This is a genomic window from Kurthia huakuii LAM0618, assembly GCF_000505545.1.
In the GTDB taxonomy this organism is placed as follows: domain Bacteria; phylum Bacillota; class Bacilli; order Bacillales_A; family Planococcaceae; genus Kurthia; species Kurthia huakuii.
On the sequence record NZ_AYTB01000008.1, the window covers coordinates 435,205 to 461,029 of the forward strand.

The 25,825-nt window shown below is 41.1% G+C and carries 25 protein-coding genes; 2 read left to right on the forward strand and 23 right to left on the reverse strand.

Features of this window, described 5'->3' with window-relative positions:
• Nucleotides 1–103 precede the first annotated feature (103 nt).
• Nucleotides 104–1,651 (reverse strand): acyl-CoA carboxylase subunit beta, encoded by a 1,548-nt coding sequence (locus tag V514_RS0106525; protein WP_029499088.1) that lies wholly within the window; start codon nt 1,649–1,651, stop codon nt 104–106.
• A gap of 21 nt (nt 1,652–1,672) precedes the next feature.
• Nucleotides 1,673–2,071 carry a methylmalonyl-CoA epimerase gene (gene mce, locus V514_RS0106530; RefSeq protein ID WP_029499089.1) on the reverse strand — a complete coding sequence of 133 codons (399 nt, stop codon included), beginning with the start codon at nt 2,069–2,071 and terminating at the stop codon, nt 1,673–1,675.
• 419 nt (nt 2,072–2,490) lie between these two features.
• On the opposite strand from mce, the gene prli42 reads away from it, so the two are divergent.
• Nucleotides 2,491–2,586, forward strand: coding sequence for a stressosome-associated protein Prli42 (gene prli42 / locus V514_RS20205; protein WP_152528946.1), 96 nt, complete (start codon nt 2,491–2,493; stop codon nt 2,584–2,586).
• 54 nt (nt 2,587–2,640) lie between these two features.
• Here the strand turns inward: prli42 and V514_RS0106540 are convergent, their stop codons facing one another.
• The 3 genes from V514_RS0106540 to V514_RS0106550 form a co-directional block, all read right to left on the reverse strand.
• Nucleotides 2,641–3,624 (reverse strand): aromatic acid exporter family protein, encoded by a 984-nt coding sequence (locus tag V514_RS0106540; protein ID WP_029499090.1) that lies wholly within the window; start codon nt 3,622–3,624, stop codon nt 2,641–2,643.
• 80 nt (nt 3,625–3,704) lie between these two features.
• A complete protein-coding gene (locus V514_RS0106545) occupies nt 3,705–4,145 on the reverse strand; it encodes a BrxA/BrxB family bacilliredoxin (RefSeq protein WP_029499091.1) in 441 nt (146 codons plus the stop codon).
• A gap of 66 nt (nt 4,146–4,211) precedes the next feature.
• Nucleotides 4,212–4,421 carry a hypothetical protein gene (locus V514_RS0106550; protein ID WP_029499092.1) on the reverse strand — a complete coding sequence of 70 codons (210 nt, stop codon included), beginning with the start codon at nt 4,419–4,421 and terminating at the stop codon, nt 4,212–4,214.
• 183 nt (nt 4,422–4,604) lie between these two features.
• Between V514_RS0106550 and V514_RS0106555 the strand changes: the two genes are divergently transcribed.
• Entirely contained in the window at nt 4,605–5,015 is a 411-nt protein-coding gene (locus tag V514_RS0106555) for a GyrI-like domain-containing protein (protein ID WP_029499093.1), read from the forward strand.
• Nucleotides 5,016–5,166: 151 nt separating this feature from the next.
• Here the strand turns inward: V514_RS0106555 and meaB are convergent, their stop codons facing one another.
• The 18 genes from meaB to accB form a co-directional block, all read right to left on the reverse strand.
• The gene (meaB, locus tag V514_RS0106560) at nt 5,167–6,237 is read right to left on the reverse strand and encodes a methylmalonyl Co-A mutase-associated GTPase MeaB (RefSeq protein WP_029499095.1); all 1,071 of its coding nucleotides are present in this window, start codon (nt 6,235–6,237) and stop codon (nt 5,167–5,169) included.
• A complete protein-coding gene (gene scpA, locus V514_RS0106565; protein WP_029499097.1) occupies nt 6,237–8,381 on the reverse strand; it encodes a methylmalonyl-CoA mutase in 2,145 nt (714 codons plus the stop codon). The genes meaB and scpA overlap by 1 nt, the downstream gene beginning before the upstream one ends.
• A complete protein-coding gene (locus V514_RS0106570) occupies nt 8,378–10,021 on the reverse strand; it encodes a methylmalonyl-CoA mutase family protein (protein ID WP_029499098.1) in 1,644 nt (547 codons plus the stop codon). Before V514_RS0106570 ends, scpA begins: the two co-directional genes overlap by 4 nt.
• A 286-nt stretch (nt 10,022–10,307) precedes the next feature.
• Nucleotides 10,308–11,021, reverse strand: coding sequence for a glycerophosphodiester phosphodiesterase (locus V514_RS0106575; RefSeq protein ID WP_029499099.1), 714 nt, complete (start codon nt 11,019–11,021; stop codon nt 10,308–10,310).
• A complete protein-coding gene (locus tag V514_RS0106580) occupies nt 11,014–12,585 on the reverse strand; it encodes a DUF342 domain-containing protein (protein ID WP_029499101.1) in 1,572 nt (523 codons plus the stop codon). Before V514_RS0106580 ends, V514_RS0106575 begins: the two co-directional genes overlap by 8 nt.
• Before the next feature lie 313 nt (nt 12,586–12,898).
• The gene (gene spo0A, locus V514_RS0106585) at nt 12,899–13,711 is read right to left on the reverse strand and encodes a sporulation transcription factor Spo0A (RefSeq protein WP_029499102.1); all 813 of its coding nucleotides are present in this window, start codon (nt 13,709–13,711) and stop codon (nt 12,899–12,901) included.
• Between the two features lie 229 nt (nt 13,712–13,940).
• A complete protein-coding gene (gene recN, locus V514_RS0106590) occupies nt 13,941–15,638 on the reverse strand; it encodes a DNA repair protein RecN (RefSeq protein ID WP_029499103.1) in 1,698 nt (565 codons plus the stop codon).
• A 16-nt stretch (nt 15,639–15,654) separates the two neighbouring features.
• Entirely contained in the window at nt 15,655–16,104 is a 450-nt protein-coding gene (ahrC, locus tag V514_RS0106595) for a transcriptional regulator AhrC/ArgR (protein WP_029499104.1), read from the reverse strand.
• Between the two features lie 103 nt (nt 16,105–16,207).
• The gene (locus V514_RS0106600) at nt 16,208–17,029 is read right to left on the reverse strand and encodes a TlyA family RNA methyltransferase (protein ID WP_029499105.1); all 822 of its coding nucleotides are present in this window, start codon (nt 17,027–17,029) and stop codon (nt 16,208–16,210) included.
• Nucleotides 17,029–18,933 (reverse strand): 1-deoxy-D-xylulose-5-phosphate synthase, encoded by a 1,905-nt coding sequence (gene dxs / locus V514_RS0106605; RefSeq protein ID WP_029499106.1) that lies wholly within the window; start codon nt 18,931–18,933, stop codon nt 17,029–17,031. Before dxs ends, V514_RS0106600 begins: the two co-directional genes overlap by 1 nt.
• Nucleotides 18,934–19,144: 211 nt before the next feature.
• Nucleotides 19,145–20,026, reverse strand: a complete 882-nt coding sequence (locus V514_RS0106610; RefSeq protein WP_029499107.1) for a polyprenyl synthetase family protein — start codon at nt 20,024–20,026, stop codon at nt 19,145–19,147.
• Nucleotide 20,027: 1 nt separating this feature from the next.
• Nucleotides 20,028–20,258 carry an exodeoxyribonuclease VII small subunit gene (locus V514_RS0106615; protein WP_029499109.1) on the reverse strand — a complete coding sequence of 77 codons (231 nt, stop codon included), beginning with the start codon at nt 20,256–20,258 and terminating at the stop codon, nt 20,028–20,030.
• A 4-nt stretch (nt 20,259–20,262) separates the two neighbouring features.
• Nucleotides 20,263–21,609, reverse strand: coding sequence for an exodeoxyribonuclease VII large subunit (xseA, locus tag V514_RS0106620; RefSeq protein ID WP_029499110.1), 1,347 nt, complete (start codon nt 21,607–21,609; stop codon nt 20,263–20,265).
• A 149-nt stretch (nt 21,610–21,758) separates the two neighbouring features.
• Nucleotides 21,759–22,610 carry a bifunctional methylenetetrahydrofolate dehydrogenase/methenyltetrahydrofolate cyclohydrolase FolD gene (gene folD / locus V514_RS0106625; RefSeq protein WP_029499111.1) on the reverse strand — a complete coding sequence of 284 codons (852 nt, stop codon included), beginning with the start codon at nt 22,608–22,610 and terminating at the stop codon, nt 21,759–21,761.
• A gap of 72 nt (nt 22,611–22,682) precedes the next feature.
• Entirely contained in the window at nt 22,683–23,063 is a 381-nt protein-coding gene (nusB, locus tag V514_RS0106630; RefSeq protein WP_029499112.1) for a transcription antitermination factor NusB, read from the reverse strand.
• A gap of 230 nt (nt 23,064–23,293) precedes the next feature.
• Nucleotides 23,294–23,698, reverse strand: a complete 405-nt coding sequence (locus V514_RS0106635) for an Asp23/Gls24 family envelope stress response protein (RefSeq protein WP_029499114.1) — start codon at nt 23,696–23,698, stop codon at nt 23,294–23,296.
• 22 nt (nt 23,699–23,720) lie between these two features.
• The gene (gene accC, locus V514_RS0106640) at nt 23,721–25,073 is read right to left on the reverse strand and encodes an acetyl-CoA carboxylase biotin carboxylase subunit (RefSeq protein ID WP_029499116.1); all 1,353 of its coding nucleotides are present in this window, start codon (nt 25,071–25,073) and stop codon (nt 23,721–23,723) included.
• A 14-nt stretch (nt 25,074–25,087) separates the two neighbouring features.
• Complete coding sequence (gene accB / locus V514_RS0106645) at nt 25,088–25,597, reverse strand: acetyl-CoA carboxylase biotin carboxyl carrier protein (RefSeq protein ID WP_029499118.1); 510 nt, start codon at nt 25,595–25,597, stop codon at nt 25,088–25,090.
• Nucleotides 25,598–25,825 lie beyond the last annotated feature (228 nt).

The following is a 25,825-nucleotide window of genomic DNA, read 5'->3' on the forward strand; positions in this document are numbered from 1 at the left end:
AGTAGTATACGCATTTTTTACTGACAATCGCTTGTTTTTTGATAGTAAACATAAAAAAACATCGAACCTACAACGAGGTCCGATGTTCGAGCAATTAGTCGACTTATAGTGGAATATTGCCGTGTTTTTTCGCTGGGCGATCTTCTTTTTTGTTGCGTAACATTTCAAGTGATTGCATTAACTTGATACGTGTATCGCGAGGATCAATAACGTCATCAACTAAGCCGTAGCTAGCCGCAACGTATGGATTTGCGAATTTTTCTTTGTATTCTTCGATTTTTTGAGCGCGTAACGCTTCTGGATCGTCTGATTTTGCAATTTCGCTTGCGTGGATAATATTTGCTGCACCTGCTGCACCCATAACGGCGATTTCAGCATTTGGCCAAGCGAATACCATATCGGCACCGATTGCTTTTGAGTTAAGTGCCACATATGCGCCACCGTAAGCTTTACGCAGGATAACTGTAATTTTTGGTACCGTTGCTTCTGAGTAAGCATAAAGGATTTTCGCGCCGTGACGGATAATACCACCGTGCTCTTGTTTAACACCTGGGAAGAAACCAGATACGTCTTCGAATGTAATAATTGGCACGTTGTATGCGTCACAAGTACGCACGAAACGAGCTAATTTATCAGATGAATCGATATCTAAACCACCAGCAAGTACTTTTGGTTGGTTACATACAAGACCTACTGATTCACCATCGATGCGTGCAAAACCAACAACGATATTTTTCGCGAAGTCTTTTTGTACTTCCATGAATGTACCTGGGTCTGCTACTTGTTCTACTACTTTACGAACATCATACGCTTTTGTTTGATCTGTTGGAACGATATCTAATAACTCTGGACGTTCGTGATCTGCTTCGTTGAACTCAACGCGCGGCGCTTTTTCTGTATTATTTTGTGGTAAGTAGCTTAATAATTGCTTAATTTGGTCAATTGCTTCTTGTTCGCCAGAAGCTCGGAAGTGAGCATTACCGCTTACTGCATTATGTACTTTCGAACCACCAAGACCTTCAGCAGAGATTTTTTCGCCTGTTACTGTTTCGATAACTTTTGGACCTGTGATAAACATTTGTGATGTTTTATCAACCATTAAGATAAAGTCAGTGATTGCTGGAGAATATACGGCACCACCAGCACATGGGCCCATGATTACTGAGATTTGAGGAATCACACCCGAGAAAATGGAATTGCGGTAGAATACTTTACCGTAACCATCAAGTGATAATACGCCTTCTTGAATACGCGCGCCACCTGAATCGTTAATGCCGATAAATGGTGCACCGTTTTTCGCTGCTAAGTCCATTACGTTCGCAATTTTGTTGGCGTGCATTTCACCAAGAGCGCCACCGAATACGGTGAAGTCTTGAGAGAATAAGTAAATTGGACGGCCATTTACTTTACCGTAACCCGTTACGACACCATCGCCAGGACCCTCTAAGCCTTGCATACCGAAGTCTACTGTACGGTGTTGTACGAATGGGTTAATTTCAACGAATGTACCTTCGTCTAATAATAAATCAATACGCTCGCGAGCTGTTAATTTGCCTTTAGCGTGTTGTTTTTCAATGCGGACGTCACCGCCACCCATTTCGATTGTGCGTTTTTTATCATATAATTCATTAATTTTATCATACATATCCATAGTTTCTGATTGCTCCTTTTCTTAGCCTCGATCTACTAATTCATAAAGAACACCGAAAGATGATTTCGGGTGAATAAACACTACTTTTGCGCCGCCAGCACCGATTTTCGGTTGGTCAGAAAGTAAGCGAGCTCCTTCAGCTTTCATACGTTCCATTTCTTGTTCAATGCCTTTGACTTTTAATGCGATGTGGTGAATTCCTTCGCCACGTTTTTCTAGATAGCCGTGAATCGCAGATGTCTCAGAAAGCGGTTCCAATAACTCGATGTGTGTATTGCCACCATCAAGGAAAGCGACCTTCACTTGTTCTGATTCTACTTCTTCGACTTTCTCCAAGTTCATGCCTAACACATCAGTGTAATATGCAATGCGCTCGTCAATATTTTTAACGGCGATGCCAATGTGATCTACATTCTCCACGAGTCCCCAACTCCTTTTTGTTGTATAACACAAGTGTAACGAAAAAATGTAAAATTCTCTACTAAACCCCTTCAGTTGATTAATTAATAGAAAATTTTAAATCATACAAATGTATACTCTTATGTTAGCGGAATTCTAAAAAAAATCTAGTTTTATCGTAAAAAAGAGCATTTTTTGTTTTTTATGCACTATTTTGTACGCATGTTTTTGCAACATAGCAACTACAAGTGCAAATTTTCAGTTTTTTTAATCTGTACTATAACTATTTTCAATGAACATTCAAAAAGGTTTTCATTTACATTATTTGTAATACACTATTTTCAACTAACATTTTTTAGTTGATTCGTCGTGCAGTAAACTTTGCGCTACAAAAAAAGATTTGGTACACTATGGTCAATAGTTATGAAGGAGTCGACATAATGGGTAACAAAAAATTCCAGAAAGCCGTTGTTATTTTAATGGCTGTTATTATGGTCGTATCATCGGTTGCATTTGGTCTAACAATGCTACTATAATCGTTCGACCATCTACGAAAAAAGGAGGAAGCGTTCTAAACGCTTCCTCCTTTTTTAATTAAATACCGGTTTCCCTTTTTTAATTTTTAAGCCTTTAAAGTTTTGTTTAATCGATAAATAATGGTCCATCTCTTCAAGAAATTGATACAGCGATGCCATCGCCACAAACTCTTCATGTGTTGTTGGTAGTGGGAGCGCTTGGAATTCTTTTTTCACCTGCGCCAATTTACGGCGATATTTTACAGCCGTATTACCTGAGTGAACGTTGTTTGAGAGCTCTTCCATAAAATCTGCGACGACATGCGCCTGCGTGACAATTGTCGGCAAGTTTGTGATTTTTGGCAATATACGCTCAATAATTTCAAGTTGTTGCTCGCGGATATCAAAATAGCGATAAAATAGGTTTTCTTTCCGCGTAATATGGTTTTCAACATCTTGGTAGGCGAGAGATTTTCCTTTATTAACTGCTTCGGTCGCCAACAATAGCTCGTGACCATTCCAGTTCGTATCCCCTTCGCGTAAATATTTCGCAATCTCACGAAAAATCGCACTATAATTTTTTTCAAGCGCAATGCGATAGCGATTTAATTCACGTTCGATATCCGGCATTTGCATATTGACTAAAAAGCCGACGCCAAAGCCGACAAGCATAATTAACAATTCATTTTTTAATAATGCGAGCGTAAACTGTTGCTCATTAAAAATATGCAATAAAATAACGGACGATGACACAAATCCTGGCGTTACCTTTAACATGACTAACACCGGTAAAAGGAACAATACTAATAAGCCTAATACAAGCGCGTTATAGCCGAGAAATGTGAAAAAGACATAACTCATCGCCAAGACAAGAACTGACGCGACAATGCGCGTATAAATCGCATGTAGTGATTTACGTTTTGTCGTTTGAATGCTTAAAATTGTTAAAATCCCGGCGCTCGTATAGTACTCCAAGTTCAAAAAAGAAGCGAGCCAAATCGCGAGTGCCACACCAATAGCCGTTTTAATCGTACGAAAGCCGATTTTAAATTTCCTCATCATCTGCCCCTCCATCATTCAAAATTGCTTGAAACGCACAAAAACCGCGCCTACGCACGGTTTCTGAGTTGTTTCAGTTCCTACAGTTCTTCACAATAATCTTCGAAGTAACCTTGTAAGCTCGTCACAACGCTTACTGGGTCATGACCTTCGATTTGGTGACGAGGAAGCTCTGCTACTGCTTGACCATCTTTCATTAAAACAAATGATGGTGATGATGGAATATGATCTTCACCAAATAGCATACGTGCCATCGCCGTTGCTTCTTTATCTTGACCAGCAAAAACCGTCACGAAATGATCCGGACGTTTTGGGTAGTTTTGTGAATACACTGCTGCTGGACGTGCGATACCGCCAGCGCAACCACATACTGAGTTGACCATAAATAATGTCGTACCTTGTTGTTTTACAGCCTCATCTACTGCTTCTGCTGTGCGTAATTCTGTATAACCGTTTTCCGTTAACTCCGAACGGCATTGATTAATCATTGATTGATATAATAAATCGTGTTCCATTGCCATATTAATTAGCCCCTTTCACTCTATTCACCTTACTATAACAGCCTACGCCTCCGATTTCAAAGGTTCCTACTTAGATTGTGTGCGGTTCACTTTATTTTTATCGTGAAATATCATTGAAGCGATGAAAAGCGTCATAATAATAAAAATAAGTGCCGCATAATGATGTTGATAGCCATAGACGAAATAGCTAACAACCATACCTAACAATGACACAGCAGCAATAACGCTTAAAATTTTCGATAGTTCCTGAACTTGAAAATGAGTCTTTGATAGCATGCGCAAAACTCCCCTTCTCACTTCAACTATTTTCTTTATTTTAACATCGAAAAATCCCGTTGAACATCGATGTTTTTAAAATTTTCGAATATTTCAAGAATTGTTCGAAACTTTATGCCTTCTACGTTATAATGAGTATAAGGTGCATGCACCGATGATTTTGGAATAGAGAGGATGGATTTTATGCAAACACGTATTGAAACGATTGCCGATGAAGTAATTCGCGGCCTAAACGTTTATGAGGGAAGAATCTCTGATATTTCGGATCAATGGCAAGAGCTTGCCGACGTATTAGATGATTATGAAGTAAACACAGATGTACTTTATGGTGTTTGCATTTCATTTACCGAAGACGGCATTGACTATTTAGCCGGTGTCAAAGAGGAAAACATGCCAAAAGAAGTCGAATCGATTGCCGTGCCGATTCCAAGCGGCCGCTACCTTGTTGGTACCATTCATCAGCTCAGCGAAATTGAGCCAACATTCCAGGCACTTAATAGCCATCAAGACTATACGCATCGTCCAGGCATTAGTTTTGAAAAATACATCGGACAAAACTTAGAGCATATCGAGATTTGGGTACCTGTTGAATAACGTCTGGTATTAAAGAGGCTGGGACATAGGTGTAAAAATACTATCTCAGATGAGCATAAGAAAAATGAACTATTTTGTCCCAGCCCCTTTTTAATGCGCGTTTAACGACAAGCAAAAAAGCTTCCTACACAATTGTGTAAGAAGCCTTTTTTTATGGTTTAAACAATGTTTCAATTCCTTGAGCCACTGTTAAATTGCCATTTAAAATCGCTTGTTCTAGCTTCGCAACTTCATCTTTACGACCTGCTGTACCGTAAAAATCATCGACTAATTTGTCTAAGATCATTTGGCGGAACCAATCGGTCGTTTGACTATTGCGTCGTTCATGCCACACATGGTTTTCAAGCGCTGTTTCTTTAAAATCATCCAATGTTTTGAATACTTTATCGAAGCCGGTTTTTTCATATGAAGAAGCCGTTAGCGTGCGCGTCGTCCAGCCTGGTGTCGCCGGCTGTAGTAAATGCAAGATTTGCTTATACTCCATCGCCGTTTTCTTCGCATTACGAAGATTATCACCATCTGCCTTATGCACTAAAATGCCGTCTGCTAATTCCATGATGCCTTTTTTCATGCCTTGTAATTCGTCCCCTGCACCTGTTAACACAAGCAGCAAGAAGAAATCGACCATATTGCGGACAGCCGTTTCACTTTGTCCGACGCCGACTGTTTCAATCAAAATGATATCGTAGCCAGCCGCTTCACAAAGCAACATCGTCTCACGCGTTTTACGATGAACGCCACCGAGTGTCCCCGCAGATGGACTTGGGCGAATAAAGGCATTTTTTTCGCGCGATAATTCTTCCATGCGCGTTTTATCGCCTAAAATACTGCCGCCCGTCACACTAGAAGATGGGTCGATTGCGAGCACCGCTACTTTATGGCCTTGGTCACAAAGCATTTTACCAAATGTTTCAATGAACGTACTCTTGCCGGCTCCAGGTACACCGGTAATGCCGAGGCGGATACTGTTTCCTGTATACGGCAACAAACGTTTTAAGAGTTCTTGACCGAGCACTTTATCGTCTGTATTTGAGCTTTCTAGTAACGTAATCGCTTTTGCTAAGCGGATGCGATCACCCGAACGGATATCAGCTACCGCAGCGTCAAAATCGATTTCTTTCTTTTTACGTCGAACGAACTTACGGCGCGTTGTCGCCTGCATGCCATCATGAGTGGCTGCAACCCCTGGCTGGACAAATAAAGCCGATTTTTTATCGTTCATTATTCAGCCTCGTAACCTAATTGTTCGTAGATAAGCTCAATAATTTTTTGAGATGCGATTGGCAATACAGTACCAGGGCCAAAGATTGCTTTTGCACCGCATTCATATAAATAGTCATAATCTTGTGCTGGCACCACGCCACCAACGATTACGATAATATCTTCACGACCTAATTTTTTAAGCTCTGCGATTAATTCTGGTACAAGCGTTTTGTGACCTGCCGCAAGTGATGATACACCGACAACATGGACGTCATTTTCAACAGCCATAATCGCTGTTTCTTCTGGCGTCATGAATAATGGTGAAATATCAACGTCAAAACCAAAGTCTGCATAAGCTGTCGCGACAACTTTCGCACCACGGTCATGACCATCTTGCCCCATTTTGGCAACAAGAATACGTGGGCGACGACCTTCTGCTTCTAAAAATTCGTCTGTCATTTGTTTTACTTCTGAAATGGCATCTTGATCTGAGTAGTTCGTAGCGTACACCCCACTAATTGAACGGATAACTGCTTTATGACGACCTGATACGTTTTCAATCGCGTCTGAGATTTCGCCCAGTGTCGCGCGTGCACGTGCCGCGTCAACTGCTACCGCTAATAAGTTTTCTTCGCCTGTTTCCGCAGCTTTTGTTAGACGTGCTAAATGTTGTTGTACGACTGCTTCATCGCGCGCGTCTTTCATGTTGTTAATACGGTCAATTTGTGATTGACGTACTAATGTGTTATCGATATCTAAGATTTCGATTGGTTCTTCTTCTGTTAAACGATATTTATTGACACCGATAATTGTTTCGGCATTTGAGTCGATTTTCGCTTGGCGTTTTGCTGCCGCTTCTTCGACTTTCATTTTTGGAAGACCTGTGTCGATTGCTTTTGCCATACCGCCTAAGCCTTCAACTTCTTCGATTAATTCCCATGCAGATTTTGTTAATTCATCCGTTAATTTCTCAACGTAATATGAACCGCCCCATGGGTCAATCGTTTTTGTCATACCTGTTTCGTTTTGTAAGAACAATTGCGTATTACGTGCGATACGTGCTGAGAAGTCAGTAGGAAGAGCGATGGCTTCATCTAACGCGTTCGTATGCAGCGATTGCGTATGCCCCATTGTCGCCGCGTTCGCTTCGATTAATGTACGTGTCACGTTGTTGAATGGATCTTGCTCTGTTAGCGACCAACCAGAAGTTTGTGAGTGCGTACGTAATGATTGTGTTTTCGCGTTTTCTGGGTTGAACTGGCTCATTAATTGTGCCCAAATACGGCGCGCTGCACGCATTTTTGCGATTTCCATGTAGTAGTTCATACCGATTGCCCAGAAGAATGATAAACGCGGTGCAAATTTATCGATGTCGATACCAGCTTGTAAACCAGTACGCGCATATTCAAGGCCATCTGCTAATGTGTAGCCAAGCTCGATATCATTTGTTGCGCCTGCTTCTTGAATATGGTAACCAGAAATTGAAATCGAGTTAAATTTCGGCATGAATTTTGATGTATATTCAAAAATGTCTGCGATAATTTTCATCGACATTGCTGGTGGATAAATGTATGTGTTACGTACCATGTATTCTTTTAAAATATCATTTTGAATCGTACCTGATAATTTTTCTGGTGATACGCCTTGTTCTTCCGCTGTCACGATGTAGAATGCTAGGATCGGTAATACCGCACCGTTCATTGTCATCGATACCGACATTTGGTCTAATGGAATACCAGCGAATAAAATTTTCGTATCTTCTACAGAGTCGATGGCTACGCCGGCTTTACCAACGTCACCTGTTACACGTGGGTGATCTGAGTCATAGCCACGGTGTGTTGCAAGGTCAAATGCAACCGATAAACCTTTTTGACCCATCGCTAAGTTACGGCGATAGAACGCATTTGATTCTTCGGCAGTTGAGAAACCTGCGTATTGACGAATTGTCCAAGGACGGCCAACATACATCGTTGGGTAAGGACCGCGTGTATTTGGTGTCACACCCGCAACATCATTTAAATGTTTTAAGCCTTGTGTATCTTCTTTTGTGTAGACGTGTTTGACTTCGATGTCTTCGTTTGTCATAAACGTGTCGTCTTTTTTATCGTATGCTTCTTTTGTTAATACTTCTTCAATATCAATTGCCTCAAAATTCACGCTCATCGTTGTACCTCCTTAAGGCTTGTTTGAATGCCTTCAAGTTTTTCGTAAATGTTCATGCCTGCGTATAAAGCACCGTCAACACCGTCAAGTTCAAATTTACCGGCAACATCTAATAATGTCCCTGGTTGTTTTGACGCAACGATTTGTGGTAATACATCTTGAACATCTTCATCAACAGCTGAGAACACAATCACTTGCGCATCTGTTGTTGCAACGAAGTTTTTCGCTGCTTCTACATCTGTGAACGGCTCTGTTACATTTGCTGTCACACCTGCAGTTGCGAAAATACCTGTTACGAAATCAGTACGTGGTTTAATTTTTTTCAGTTCACCGTAAGCAAGTACCGTGACGTTTACTGGGTTTTCTTTATAATCAACGCGTAATTGCTCGAATGGCTGTGCTAAACGATTCACGTCAACAAAGCTTTCTGTCGGTACTTCTTCTGTAGCATCTGCGAAGTTGTTTGTACCAACTAATACCGCTTTACGTGTTTCAACATCCGCAAGACGTTTATCCCAAACTGCTTTTACGTCTGCTGCGATTTTTCCTTGCGCCGCTGTATAGCCACCTGCTGCTTGAATTTCTAAGAAGTATGCCCAAGCATTTTTCACAAGGTCATGTGTTAATGACTCAACGAAGTATGAACCACCTGCTGGGTCTAATACTTTTGTGACATGCGATTCTTCTTTAATAACAAGCGCTGCGTTACGCGCGATACGCACAGATTGATTTGTTGGACCTGTTAAAATGTTGTGTGGGTGTACCGTTACAACGTCTGCGCCACCGATTACTGCTGAGAAGGCTTCGTTGCCTGCACGCAATAAGTTAACATAAACATCTAATTTAGAGAATGAACGTAGCGATGTTTCCGTTACGATTTGTACGGGTTGTGGTGCTGTAACACCGTATGCTTGTGCAAATGCTTTCCATAATACGCGGAATGCACGAATTTTTGCGATTTCCATAAAGAATTGTGGATCGATAGCAAATGAAGCAAAGAATTTTTGTTCATTGCCTGCAAAATCTTGTCCTAAAAATTCTGCTGCTTGTGCTAGCGCAATCGCTAATTCTTGTGTCGCATTGGCACCTTCATAATGCGCTGCTTGCGTGTTGGCATTGAATGTGCGCACATTCGCAAAGTCAGCAAGTTCTACCGTTTCTGCTGAGACGATAAACCCTTTCACTGCTTTATCTGTTACAAGGTTGAAAACATTTAATACTTCTTTATCGTCAACGTAAAGAACAACTTGCTTATGCGTATCGATTAAGGCAGCTAATTGTTTTAATGCCGCTTCATCCCAGCTAAAGCTCACTTTCCCTACAGTTACATATTCAGCTCCGCGCTCAATTGCATCATTTGTTTGTGCTACAAATTCTTCGATTGAAGAACCGAAAGCTTGTTGTGCTACCCCAAAGTCACCATCTGCTTTTAATGCACGTACAGTTGATACTTGTTCCTCTAATTTACCATCAAGCGCCTCCAGTAAGCGTTCCTCTGTGTATAGAGGTTCTAGAGTGATACCCTCGATAGTTTTTGTTAAAAGCGATTCAAAAGGTTTTCCTTTTAATTGCTTAACAGCAGCCTCTTGCCATTGGTCGTAAGAAGGCTTTTCAAATGTTACTTCTTTTAAGTTTGTCATACGGTCGCGTAGACGCTTCCCCCCTTCAATGATTCTAGCCCTATTTTACACAAAGTTTCGTTGTCTTAAAAGTATAAAAATGGATAATATCGCGCTTCCTACCTATTTTCACGTCTATCATTATCACATAAACTCATTAAAAAACTAATTTTATTAGAACATTCCATGCCTATTGTAGCTAAAAAATATGTATACGCTTGCATTTAAAATTTTCTGAAAAAATATTCATTGTTCTATAGCAGAAAACTTTCTCCGCCTAGTAAATGGAAAAAACAGTGTATCTGTACTACGATACACTGTTTTGATAGACGGCATATGGATAATCGGTAATCCAGCCAATGACCGTTTTATGTGGTTGTGTCAAAAATTTTTCTTGTCCTGTAACATTGTAAAAGCGTAATTTTTTGCCGGCATCGTCAGCTGCTTGCAAGTAACGCGCTTTATAATAACGTGTTTTATTCGCATGAACGACATCGATATGCGGCGCTTCGGTTAAGTTTGCCCAATCGTACGCTTTTTTCGGAATAAACGCCGTTTCAAGCGATGGATTGATACGCTTCACATCATATAAAATTTCTTCATGAAACGATGAAATATGCACATGCTGTAAGCGCTCGCATTTTTTAACGATCGATTCTACGGCCGCAAATTGACCGACAAACGACTCTTTTAATTCGATATTAACAGGAATTTGTAATGGTATAAGCCATGCGAGTAACGCATCAAACGTTAGTAATGACGTCCCCTTTTTAAACAAGCGCTTACCTACTGTTAACGTGCGAACTTGATTGTATGGAACTTCATTTAACTGAAAATTTTTGCCGGTTAAACGCTTTACATTCAAATCATGCGTCACGATTGCGACAAAGTCTTTCGTTAACTGCACATCGAATTCGATGCCATCTGCATGTTCTAAGAGCGCTTGTGCAAACGCCGCAATCGAGTTTTCAGGTGCTGTCGTAATCACACCACGATGCGCATAAATTGGTAATTTAGACATTTAATTCACCGCCTTCTACTTTAAACGAACCACATGTCGTTTTTCTTAGCATACTCGAATACTTTCCAATTTGTACAACGGTACCTGGATACGCTTCTTTCGTTACGGAAATTTCTTCTTTGCCGACTAGTCGCACACTTAACAACACCGTTTGAATTTGTTCATCCAATTGAATAATACGTTTTTTTAACGTAGTGGCTGCCTGCTTCGAGTTTTCAAACGCAAAGCGCTGTTGTTGCGTCATCTTATCGTAAAACGATTCGAGTTGTGCCACTTGCAACTCGCGCTTTTTATAGTCTTCTTTCAACATTTCCGATTCATCGGCAAGCGCACGTGCCTCGGCCATACGCTCGGCACGGTCTGGCACAATGACCGTTAAATTCGTTCGGCGTTCATGCTGATTGCCAACATACGCCACTTTAATCGATTGTGTCACCGATGTGTCGCCACCGATAATTTTGCCGTGATGTTCATCTAAATAAACATTTTGCGCTACTAAATGCGCACCCATCGCATAATTGCTAATGTAAATATCCTCCATCGCTTCAAGCACAACATCATTTGCATGTTTGGCATAAATGTTTTTCCCGGCGCGCACGACCATCGTATTGTTACCAAAAATACCACCGCGAATATTAACATCGCCGACAAGCGATTCAATCAATTCCGCACCGGTCACGCCGGTATTGCCTTCAATTGAAATATCGCCAAGTGCACGCACACGAAAACCCGGTGTCACCGTTCCTGTAATTAAAATCGACCCTTTAAAATCCAAATTGCCGGTTTCAATGCCGACATCGCCAGTAATCGTCAAATGTTGCAGTAGTTTCACAATTCCATCTGCAATGTCTAACACGCCGCTATGACGCGCACGTAAAACGATGTGTCCATCTTCGTCACTTTCGTAAACGGAACTTGGATCATAGCGCAACGAGGCATCGTTCCCGGCAAGAGCCGTCACGATTTCACCATATACATTAATGCCGCTTTCTCCTTCAGTTGCCGGAATTTTTTCACCAAGCCATTGATTTTTTTCAATTTCACAAATAAAATTCATATCAAAATAATCCGCGCGGCCATCTTCACGAATCATCGGTTTTTTTACAGGATTTTCAAAGTAATTAACAATGGCATCGGTACCACGTTCTGGCGCAATGCCTTGTCCTACTATGAGATTTTTCGTATCAACAACTTGTTCAGGTGTCACATGCACTAACTGACAGCGCAATCCCATCTCCTCAGCAAGCGTACTAATTTGTTTGTTTAATTGCTCTTCATTTTGCACAAGCGCATCATGTGGGTCATTTACTTGTAATGATACGAGCATGGAATCCTTCGAAATACTTAGTACAATAACAGGCAACCAAACACCAATTTCATATGGTGTCGACGCAGGGGTTTGTAACGCTTGGCGTAACTCTTGAAAGCTCGTTAATTTTAAACGTCGTTGTTGCTTCATGATAGTTTCAAAATCTTTCAGTTTAAAGCCCTCTTTATGCACAAGCATAAAGATTTTGTCCACGCTTTCATACAACTGGAAAAATTCATTTTCAACTAACACCATGTCATCGCCTCCTTCGCAGTCAGAAATCGTTATGTATACATTTTATTGTATCAAATTCATTTTATAGAGCACATAGCCTATTGGCAAAACACGAATATGTACCCAACAATTCTATTTTTTTAAGCGTTTTTTATAATTATAAGGAAAAAGAATCAATTATTTTTTATAATTATAATTTATTAGTCCTGATTTTGTCGATTAAAAAAAGATGAGCATAAAAAAACCGGAATCGCGCTGTGGCGCGGTTCCGGTTTTTTGTGGCAAACGCTAAAAAAGGAAAAGGAACTGTTTTGTAAAAGCCTCTTTTTCTACATTAATTCATCATTTCCACACGTAATTTATCGGCCACCATGGCGATAAATTCTGAATTCGTTGGTTTTTGCTTCATATGGTGTGAAGAGTACCCAAATAAATCGGCAATCGCTTCGTAATTTCCACGATTCCACGCGACTTCGATTGCATGTCGAATTGCACGTTCTACACGTGACGAAGTCGTATCAAATTTTTCCGCAATATCGGGATATAAAATTTTCGTAACCGAACTTAATAAATCAACATCTAAATAGACCATTTGAATCGCTTCGCGCAAATAACCATAGCCTTTAATATGCGCCGGAATGCCGATTTCCTTAATCAAATGCGTTACTTGCATATCCAAGCGTTGTTGATCTAATACGTCTGGTTGCGAACCTTGTAAAATACCCGTATTCACAATTGGTGCTGGTCGGTTTTCTAGTTGCTTATTGATAATCCCTTGGCCACATTGCAGTACTTTTGCTTCTAGGCGTTGCATTTCAAATGGTTTCAACATGAAATAAGCTGCGCCTAATTCTACAGCTTGCTTCATGACATCCTCCTGTCCAAATGCCGTCAACATAATCACTTTAATCGACTGATACGCCGACTCTTTATGAATTTCTTCAAGTACTGCTAATCCATCTAAATGCGGCATGATGACATCTAAAATGAGTACGTCTGGAATGCTTTCTTTTAACATTTCCAAGCACTGTTTTCCATTTGATACCGTATGAATAACCTCAATTTGAGGATTTTCAGATAAATGGCTTTCAAGCGCTCGTACTAATTCTTTATTATCATCAGCAATCGCGACTTTTATTTTTTTCATCACGTAATCCCCCTATGCCACAGCAATCTAATACCGTTCTAATACTTTATCCTATCCATTGTAACAAAAAAAGCACATTCTGAACATCTAATTTCCAACAGTGCCCACTCCCCGTGTACACTTTCATGAACAACATATGTGTATCGTTACTCATTATGTAGCATTTAGCTGTCTTAACAAAGCAAAAAACGCCAAAATATTATGGTCGATAATACGTTGGCGTTACTCGTTATAGTTGAAACTGTTTTTTTCGCTCATCGGCAATTTCGACAAGCTCTTTCGCATGTAAAAATGTTTTTTCGGTAATTTCTGGTCCCGCCATCATGCGACTTAATTCATCGATGCGCTCATCGCCATCAATCTCACGCAATGACGTATACGTGCGCTGTTGTTGTTCATCTTTTTGAATATGATAATGGTGGTCGGCCATTGCGGCGACTTGCGGTAAATGCGAAATACATAACACTTGTGAATGCATGGACACAGCAGCAATTTTGTCAGCAATAGCTTGTGCGACGCGGCCGCTAACGCCGGTATCGACTTCATCAAAAATAATCGATGTAATGCCCATTGTCGATGAAAAAATCGTTTTTAACGCGAGCATAACACGTGATAATTCCCCGCCAGAAGCAATTTTAGTTAATGGCTTTGGTGGCTCACCAACATTTGTCGCGATATAAAAGACGATATCATCGACGCCATTGCGATCAAATTGACCGGCTGGTAGCGTCTCAAAATGCACGACAAACTCCGCTTTTTCCATATAGAGTTCACGCAGTTGCTTCATAATTGCCGTTGCAAGCGCCGTTGCAGCTTTTTCGCGAATTGCCGTTAGGTTTTGTGCTAACACGACCAACTCTTCGCTCAAGCGTTTTAACTCCGCTTCTTGCTGTTGCATATTTTCATCATGATTTAATAATGTATGCAATTCGCCATCGATTTTATCACGATACGTTAAAATTTCTTCTAACGTCGTGCCGTATTTCCGCTTCATCGACTGAATCAACTGCAAGCGCTGCTCCACATCATTTAAGCGCTCTGGGTCAAACTCTAACTCATCGAGCAAATTTTTAATGCCAAAGCCCGCTTCTTGTAACATGTAAAACGCATTGGCGACATTTTCAGCATGCTCTTTAAAATTTTCATCAACCGGCACAATATGTTCAAGTTCAGTCATCGCACGCCCGATAAAATCAAGACCCTTGCCTTCACCAAGAATCGTTTCATGTGCTGCATGAGCGCCTTCAAAAATTTTGTTAAAGTTCATTAAGCGCAGACGTTCTTCGCTTAGCTCTTCCTCTTCGGTCACACGGAATTGGCAAGCATCGATTTCCTCTAATTGAAATTGATATAAATCGATGCGCTGTGCGATTTGCTGCTCGCTTACCGCAAAGTCAGCAATTTCACGTTTTAACGCACGATACGCATTGTAAGCCGTCGTATAACGTGCCTTATCGCCTACAAGCTCATCGCCTGCAAATTGGTCTAACAGATGAATATGTTCCTTATCATTCATCAATTCTTGCGATTCATGTTGGCCATGAATGTCAATTAAATACGCCCCAATTTCACGCATTTGCGTTAGCGTCATGAGCTTCCCATTGACGCGGCATACACTTTTGCCGCTATCATTTAAATCTCTGCGTAAAATAATCGTCCCTTCCTCTATGTCCACGCCAAGCGCTTCACATGCGGCGTACACCGGATGGTTGTCTGGTACGGTATACAAACCTTCTAGCTCGGCTTTTTTAGCACCGTGACGAATAAATTCCTGTGAGCCACGGCCACCAGCTAATAATTGGACGGCATCGATAATAATTGATTTCCCGGCACCGGTTTCACCTGTTAATACAGTTAATCCATTTTGAAAATCGACTGTTAACGACTCAATAATGGCAAAATTGCGTATCGATAATTCCTTTAACAACTTCGACTCACCTCTATTACAGCATTTCGATTAAACGATTTTTTAACGTATCGCGGTCGCTTTCCTCGCGGCATAAAATTAAAATCGTATCGTCGCCACAAATTGTTCCTAAAATTTCAGTCCAATCTAAATGGTCTAATAATGAACCAATCGCATTGGCATTACCTGGTAATGTTTTCATGACTAAAAAGTGGCTTGCTCCATCAATCGAAACGAATGAATCCGCTAATGCACGATGTAATTTTTGTAGCGGGTTAAAGCGTTGATCGGCTGGCAAGCTATATTTATAACGCCCATCTTGCATGGGTACTTTAATTAAATGCAGTTCTTTAATATCACGAGAAATCGTTGCCTGCGTTACATTAAAGCCTGCCTGTTTTAATAAATCGACTAACTCGTCTTGTGTTTCAATGTCTTGATTCGCAATTAAATCGCGAATACGGATATGTCGTTGACTTTTATTCACTTTCTTTCACCTCTATGCATAAATATGCTTGCTAAAAATAACGGTATCATCAAAATTCGCAAATGACAAGAAAAAACACGGGCCTCGTTAAAGGCGACCCGTGTTATTTTAATTGGCTATGTGCCTCTTGTACAATCGCTTTTAAATCAATTCCAGGGACTGCCTCATCGTCTGGTAACGGATTGTGCAAGTGGAATAAAAATTCAATATTCCCTTCGCCGCCAGTAATTGGCGAGAATGATGCTTGCTTCAATACGAAACCTAATGCTGCTGAAAATGATGCGATTTTTTCTAACACTTCTTGATGTACTTTGGCATCGCGAACGACACCTTTTTTCCCGACTTTTTCTTTTCCCGCTTCAAATTGAGGTTTTACGAGTGCAATGACATCGCCGCCCGGTACGAGCAGTTGTTTTAACACCGGTAAAATCAATTCAAGCGAAATAAACGATACGTCAATCGTTGCAAACTGCGGTAGACCTTCTGCTAAATCGGGTGCGGTGACATAACGGAAATTCGTTTTTTCCATCACCGTTACGCGCTCATCTGAACGCAGCTTCCACGCTAATTGGTTTGAACCAACGTCTAAGGCGTAGCAATGACGTGCACCGTTTTGCAATGCACAATCTGTAAAGCCACCTGTTGATGAGCCGATATCAAGCATTAATTTGCCATCGACCGATACATCAAAGTTTTTTAACGCTTTTTCTAACTTTAAGCCACCACGACTAACGTACGGGATTTGATGCCCTTTAATGCGCAGTTCCACATCGCGCGCGAGCTTTTCACCGGGTTTATCAACACGAACATCATTCGCAAAAACAATGCCGGCCATAATCGTCCGTTTGGCGCGTTCGCGTGTTTCACATAAACCGCTTTGTACAAGTAAGACGTCGGCGCGTTCTTTTGATACTTTTTCTGTCATTATGCTTTTAAACCTGCTTGCTGTTTAGTTTTTTCGACTAAAGTTGTAATGTCCTCTACAACTTGTTCCTTCGTCATATGAATGTCACGCAACAATAAATCGACGCTACCATGCTCGATAAATTCGTCTGGGATGCCCATACGTTTTACTTGCGCGGTATTGTAACCATGATCATTCGCAAATTCTAACACGGCGCTACCAAAGCCACCTTCTAACATTGATTCTTCAATCGTTAAAATCGGTTTATTGGCTTTAAATAACCGATGCAACATTGCTTCATCCATCGGTTTGATGAAACGTGCATTGACAATTTCCGTCTCGATTTCTTGTTCAGAAAGTATCGCAGCCGCTTCTTCAGCCATTGGAATCGTCGTCCCGAATGTTAAAATCGACGCATCGACACCGTCTCGTAACGTTTCCCATGTACCAATTGGAATCGTATGAAGTGTTGAATCCATCGGCACACCGCGACCATTACCACGTGGGTAACGCATCGCAATCGGCCCTTGTTCATACGCTAACGCCGTTTTCACCATATGTTGCCCTTCATTTTCATCTTTTGGCATCATAATCGTAATGTTTGGCATCGAACGTAAAAATGGAATATCAAAGACGCCTTGATGCGTTTCACCATCGGCACCTACTAAGCCTGCGCGGTCAATGCCAATGAAAACATTTAAGTTTTGGCGGCAAATATCATGCAACACTTGGTCGTAAGCACGTTGTAAAAATGTTGAATAAATCGATAAGAACGGTTTACAGCCATCTACGGCCATTCCCGCGGCCATCGTTGTCGCATGTTGCTCGGCAATGCCAACATCAAAGAAACGTTCTGGGAATTCTTCGGCAAAGCCCGTTAATTTGGAGCCAACTGGCATCGCTGGTGTAATCGTCACAACACGCTGATTTTCGCGTGCGACACGCGTTACGGTATCTGCGACTAATTTTGACCACCCAGGAGCTGCTGTTTTTGATTTCGGGAATTCACCCGTTTCCATTTTATATGGACCCGTCCCATGCCACGTACCGATTGTATCGGTTTCAGCTGGTGTATAGCCCTTCCCTTTTTTCGTAATGACATGAATCAGCACCGGACCTTCTGTTTGCTTGGCATTATTCAATGTTTGCTCTAATGTGTCAAAGTCATGCCCATCAATCGGTCCTAAGTACGTGAAGCCCATTTCTTCAAAGAACATACCCGACATAACTAAATATTTCAAGCTATCTTTCACGCGTTCTGCAGCGCCCGCTAATTTGCCGCCGACTGCAGGAATTTTTTTCAAGAAGCCCTCAACATCATCTTTTGCTTTGTTATACGGCGGTGCAGTACGCAAACGCCCTAAAATATTATGAATCGCGCCAACATTTGGTGCGATTGACATTTCATTATCGTTTAAAATGACAATCATATTCGTTTTTTCATGACCGATATGATTTAATGCTTCCATCGCCATACCGCCCGTTAACGCACCATCACCAATAATCGGAATAACATAATTTTTTTTGCCTTGCACATCACGCGCTGCGGCCATGCCCATCGCTGCTGAAAGCGACGTTGAACTATGCCCTGTCTCCCATACATCATGCTCTGATTCATTGCGTTTTGGGAATCCACATAAACCTTTGTATTGGCGTAACGTATCAAATTGCGATGCGCGACCTGTTAAAATTTTATGGACATATGCTTGGTGTCCGACATCAAATAATAGCTTATCTTCTGGGCTATTAAATGTGCGATGTAGAGCAAGCGTTAATTCGACAACTCCTAAATTCGGCCCAATATGACCGCCTGTAATCGAACATTTTTCGATTAAGAATTTGCGGATATCCGCACTTAAGCTTTCAAGTTGCTTATTGTTGAGTTGTTTCAAAAAGGATGGACTAGATATCGTTGTTAAATCCACCGCCATCACACACCTTTATAATTGATTTTCTGTCAACTGTTGTCTAGGCTTTTTCCTAATAGAACGTATCCAATAACTTCCTTTACCCGTCACAGATTGCGACTATGCATCATCCGCTCGAATACGTTCAAATAGTATATATAATGTAACAGTTAGTTGTTTTCTATTATACCAATCATTAATGTTTCAAGAAACTTAAAAGAATTTAAAATTACTTATTTCGCTTCACAATATATGTGGCAAGTTCTTCAAGAAGGGTACTATCGCTCGGTAATTTCCCAAGTGCTGCAAGAGCTTCCTTATAATGTGTATCTAACTTTTCTTTTGCACCGTCTAATGTTAACAATGCTGGATATGTGCTCTTATCGCTTGCGACATCTTTACCGGCTGTTTTACCAAGCTCTTCTGTCGTACCTTCGATATCTAAAATATCATCTTTAATTTGGAATGCTAAACCAATATGATATGCGTAATCACGTAAAATCGCACGTTCTTCATCTGAAGCCCCTGCTAATACCGCACCCGACTCGATACTAAAACGTAAAATAGCGCCGGTTTTATTAACGTGAACTTGCACAAGCTCATCCAATGTTAAGTGACGTGTTTCGCCATCGATATCAAGCACTTGGCCGCCAACCATACCTTCTGCGCCAGCTGCGACACTTAATAACTCAATTAACGTCACTTTTTGTGTTGCGCTAAGCTCATTCATACGCGCAATAATGCCAAAGGGCAACGTATTAAGTGCGTCACCAGCTAACGTAGCATACGCCTCGCCGTATACTTTATGATTCGTCAATTTACCGCGGCGATAATCATCATTATCCATGCTCGGTAAATCGTCATGAATTAATGAATACGTGTGAATCATTTCGACAGCCGCACCAACGACATAACCGTTGTCATGATTTTTCCCGAAATGGTCCATTACTGCTAAGACAAATAATGGACGCACACGTTTCCCACCAGCTTTTAGCGAATAGCTCATTGCCTCTTTTAACATGGCTGGCGCTTGAATGTCCTCGACTAAGCGCAACATTACTGCTTCAATTTTTGGCATTTCTTGCGTCATAAATTCTTTTAAAGTCGTCATATTATTTCTCTCCATCCGTTGCAAAAGGTTGTTGTGAACCATCTTCATTGACTACTGCGACAAGTTGTTGTTCGGCTTGTTGCAATTGGTCGTGACAATTTTTTGATAACGTCATCCCTTGCTGATACAGTGCAATCGCATCTTCTAACGACGCGTCGCCTTGTTCAAGCTTATGGACGATTTCTTCTAATTCTGTCATCGACTGCTCAAATGTTTTCTTTTTTGGTGCCATACTACTACTCCTCCTTTTGTGCGATGTTTAGGACCGTTGCTGCTATTTGACCATCAGCGACAGCAATCGTTAGCGTTTCCCCTTCTACGACTTGCTGCGTCGATGCGATAACCTCACGTTGTTTATTATATACGATACTGTACCCGCGCTCCATAACAGAAAGCGGATTCAATGCACTCATCGTGCGAACCATCGTATCAAATTGGCGTTGCTTGTGTTGCAGTTGCTGCGTTGCTGCTTGTGCGAGGCGGCGTTCTAAATTCGCTAAGCGCTGCGCTTCATAATGCACTTGTTGTAGCGGCATAGAACGCATAATTGAAGATTCTAAACGCGCTAAGCGCTGCTGTTCCCGCTCAATACGGCGCTCATATGCACGTTGTTGCTGCTGTTCTAAACGGGCAAGACGCTCTTCAAATGGGCGATATAAGCGTTCCGGATACATCATCGGGTACGACGTTGTTACCTTTTTAAGACGCGACGTTGCGCGCTCAAGTTGCACGCGTGTCGTTTGGACAACGCGCATTTCTAACGAGCGGACATATTGCTGTAAATCAAGCACATCGGGTACAGCCATTTTCGCCGCGCCCGTTGGTGTTGGTGCACGTAAATCTGCCGCAAAATCGGCAATTGTCGTATCGGTTTCATGCCCGACACCACTAATAATCGGAATGCGACTTTCAAAAATGGCGCGCGCGACGATTTCTTCATTAAATGCCCATAAATCTTCAATCGAACCACCACCACGACCGATAATAAGCGTGTCAATATCGTTCATCGTATTCGCTTGGCGGATTGATTTGACGATGCTTTTAGCGGCGCGTTCTCCTTGTACAAGCGTCGGGAAAATATAAACATTTGCTAGTGGATAATGGCGTTGTAACGTCGTACAAATATCGCGAATTGCCGCGCCCGTTGTAGCCGTTACGACACCGATTGCGCGCGGATATTTCACGATGGGTTGTTTAAAGCGCTGCTCAAACAGCCCTTCTTTTGTTAATTGCTCTTTCAGTTGTTCAAACGCTAAATAAAGACTGCCGACACCATCTGGCTCAAGCGTCGTCGCATAAAATTGGTAGCTACCACTACGTTCATAGACGTTGACATCGCCTTCGATCAGGACGTTCATACCATTTTCAACGTGAAACTTTATTTTTTCGGCATTGCGCGCATACATAATGCCTTTTATTTGCGCCTTATCATCTTTCAATGTGAAGTATAGATGACCAGATGAATGCAATTTTACATTCGACAATTCACCTTTGACATACACTTTTCTTAAGTACGGATCCGCTTCAAATTTGCGTTTTATGTACTTTGTGAGTGCTTCGACAGTTAAATAAGCCTCGGCCATGCTCTCACGCTCCCTTTTTCATAAAAAAAGAAGATGTCCTAAGCGACACTCTCAAATATGCAGCAAAAGCTTCGCATCTGAAAGATTGGCACCATCGGGACATCCCCTCTGTGTTACTATTCATTTTAACGTAATAAAAGAAGTTTGTCTTATGAAAGCTTTTGTTTCGCTGATTGTACCGTATTGACTAATAACATCGTAATCGTCATCGGACCAACGCCACCCGGTACAGGTGTAATCGCTGATACGGTATCGAATACATCATCAAAGTCAACATCGCCACAAAGCTTGCCGTTTTCATCTAAGTCCATACCGACATCAATGATTACAGCGCCTTCTTTTACATGTTCTTTTTTAATCATTTTAGCGCGGCCTGTTGCCACAACTAAGATGTCTGCTTGTTTTGTAATAGCTGCCAAGTCAGGTGTTTTTGAATGTGCGTATGTCACTGTTGCATCACTTTGCAATAGTAATTGGCCCATTGGTACACCAACGATATGGCTTCGTCCCACAACAACGGCATGTTTTCCACGAATTTCAACATTCGAGTGTTGTAATAATTTCATCACTCCATGTGGTGTACATGGTAAAAACGTTTCTTGTCCAAGAATCATTTTACCAACGCTGATTGGGTGAAAACCGTCGACATCTTTCTCCGGTGAAATCGCCGCAATAACAGCATCCTCGTTGATGTGTTTTGGAAGTGGTAACTGTACTAAAATACCATCAATGGCGTTGTTTTGATTCAATGCTTCAATATGTTGCAGCAGTTCTTGTTCAGTTGTTTCTGCTGGTAATTTAATCAACTCTGAATAAATGCCTAACTTTTCGCAAGACTTTTGTTTGTTTGAAACATATTTTTGTGAAGCTTGATCATCGCCTACTAAAATAACTGCTAAACCTGGAGTAATACCTTTTTCTTTTAGTGCATTGACTTCTAGCTGGATTGACTCACGAATCGTGTTGCCAATTTCTTTACCGTTAATTAGCTTACTTGACATGTGTTAAAACACTCCCAAATTCAATTTGTATATAGAACGCAACTCTTGCCGCGGAACTATCACTATGACTGATTAAGCTTTATATTTTGAAAGAACGCCGTTGACGAATTTGCTCGTTTTCTCGTCACCAAATGTTTTTGATAACTCAATCGCTTCGTTCATGATTACGCTTTGTGGTGTTTCAGGGGTGTACAGTAATTCATAAACAGCTAAACGTAAAATCGTACGGTCAATTTTACCAAGACGGCCTAGTGACCAATTTTCAAGTTTTTCTGTTAGTGAAGCATCGATTGCTTCTTGGTGTTCTACTGTGCCGCGTACCACATTTTCAAAGAAAGCATCTGTTTCTTGCTCTTCTAATACAAAGGCCATTGCTTCTTCAACTGTTAATTCAGTACCTTCTAATTGAAATAAAGATTGTACTGCTTTTTCACGCGCTTCACGTCGCTTCATCATATCGTTTCGTTCTCCTTTATACTACTACAATCAAGTCGATTTTCAGCGGAAATGTCTTAACTTAGCATACCGTTGCGAAAATCACAGAATTGTACAGTGTTTCATTAGTTTACATATAGCATCTAGTTTATCACAAATTGTCGAATCTGTGCAGTTCGATTGCAATTTTCACAAAATGACACAAAAAAGGCGAATGCGAGTGCATTCACCTTTTTGCCGGGCACAAGTTATTCAGCTTTTGGTTGTTCTTGCTCGAATTGAATACCAGTAATATGAACATTAACTTCTTTCGTCGTTAATGCTGTCATATTTTCAATTGCTTCACGGATTTGTTTTTGAACCTTCGCAGCAACTTTGGCTACTTGGACACCATATTGTACGACGCAATAAACGTCTACAACAAGGCCTTCAGCAGTCCATTCTGTTTTGATTCCTTTACCGTGCACTTTTTTACCGAATTTTTCAGCTACGCCTGATGCAAAGTTTCCTCGTGTACCGAAGATTCCTTCCACCTCTGTAGTTGCAATTCCTGCAATGACTTCAATGACTTCTGGCGCAACTTCAATGCTACCTAATTCTTCTTTACCTTCTGGTGTTGTTTGAGGTAATGATTTCACAACTTGTTCAGCCATTTATTTATGCCCCTTCCTGTTCTTATGAATTTAGAACGTCGTTTTCTTCAAGGAATTTCGTATTGAATTTACCTGATTTGAATACTTCGTTCTCCATTAATTTCTCATGGAAAGGAATTGTTGTTTTGATACCAGGACCCTCTACAACAAACTCGCCTAGTGCGCGGTGCATTTTAGCGATTGCTTGTTCACGCGTATCTGCATGTACGATTAGTTTTGCAACCATTGAATCGTAATATGGAGGGATTGTGTAACCAGCATACATCGCTGAGTCAACACGTACACCGATACCACCTGGTGTCATGTACGTATCTACTTTACCAGCTGAAGGCATGAAGTTTTTGTATGGGTTTTCAGCGTTAATACGACATTCAATCGCCCAACCATTCACTTTCACATCTTCTTGTTTATACACTAATTCTTCACCAGATGCAATTCTTAGTTGCCATTCAACTAAGTCTACACCAGTGATTAATTCAGTTACTGGGTGTTCTACTTGGATACGAGTGTTCATTTCCATGAAGTAGAATTTATCTTCGTTGTAGTCATAGATGAATTCACATGTACCAGCACCGCGGTATTCACACGCTAATGCTGCTTTAACTGCTGCTTCACCCATTTCAGCACGACGCTCTTCAGATAATGCTGGAGATGGTGCTTCTTCTACAAGTTTTTGCATACGGCGTTGTACTGTACAGTCACGTTCACCTAAGTGAATTGTGTTGCCGTAGTTATCAGCTAATACTTGGATTTCACAGTGACGGAAGTACTCGATGAATTTTTCTAGGTATACCCCTGGATTACCAAAAGCCGCTGCTGCTTCTTTTTGTGTAATCTCAATACCTTTTACTAAATCCTCTTCAGTACGTGCTACACGGATACCTTTACCGCCGCCGCCTGCTGTTGCTTTAATAATAACTGGGTAACCAATGTTTGCTGCCCATTCTTTCCCTGTTTCGATATCTGGAACGATACCTGTACCAGGAACAAGCGGAACATTTGCTGCGGCCATTGTATCACGCGCAACGTCTTTGATACCCATTACTTTGATAGAGTCAGATTTTGGACCGATGAATGTAATTCCTGCTTCTTCACATGCAATAGCGAAGTCTACGTTTTCTGCTAGGAAACCATAACCAGGGTGGATACCATCAGCACCCACTTTTTCTGCTACAGTGATTAGGCGATCAATACGTAAGTAGCTATCAGATGATAACTTAGAGCCGATGCAATATGCTTCATCAGCTAATTGTACGTGTAATGCGTCTTTATCAGCTTCAGAGTACACTGCAACTGATTCGATTCCTAATTCTTTACAAGCTCGGATAATACGTACCGCGATTTCGCCACGGTTGGCAATTAATACTTTTTTCATCGACGTTCTCCCCCTTAGGCTTCTTTAACTAGGAATAGAGGTTGACCGTATTCAACTAACTCGCCATCTTTGACAAGGATTTCTACGATTTCGCCTGTTACTTCAGCTTCGATTTCATTGAATAATTTCATTGCTTCAACGATACATACTACTGTTTCTTCGCCTACTTTGTCGCCTACTTGAACGAATGCATCAGCATCTGGAGATGGAGATTTATAGAACGTACCAACCATTGGCGATACGATTTTATGTAAGTTCGCATCTGCTGCAACTTCTGCTTTTGGTGCTGCTGGAGCTGCTTCTGCTTTTGGAGCCGCTGGTGCTGCTTCTGCTTTTGGTGCTTCCGCTACTGGAGCCGCTGGAGCTACTGCTTGTGCAACCGCTTTTGGTGCTTCTGCAACTACTACTTGACCAGCGTTCTTTTTAAGTTTTAATTTAGTACCCTCTTCGTTTAATGAAAACTCATCGATTGATGATGAATCGATTAATTTGATAATTTCACGAATCTCTTGAATTTTTAACATAACATTACTCCCCTAACGTCTGTGTATTATAATACAAAATCTATTGTACCTTCTTTTTCGGAAAATTGTAACACTTTCACTTAATTTAGATAAAACCATTAATAAATCAGAAAATTAGCGCATTAAATAACTTTAAATTTAACATGTCATTTTTTTACAATTATATTATTGTATCGACGTCATCAATGTAAGCGATACCACATCATTGCAACCATTGTCCTATTACGC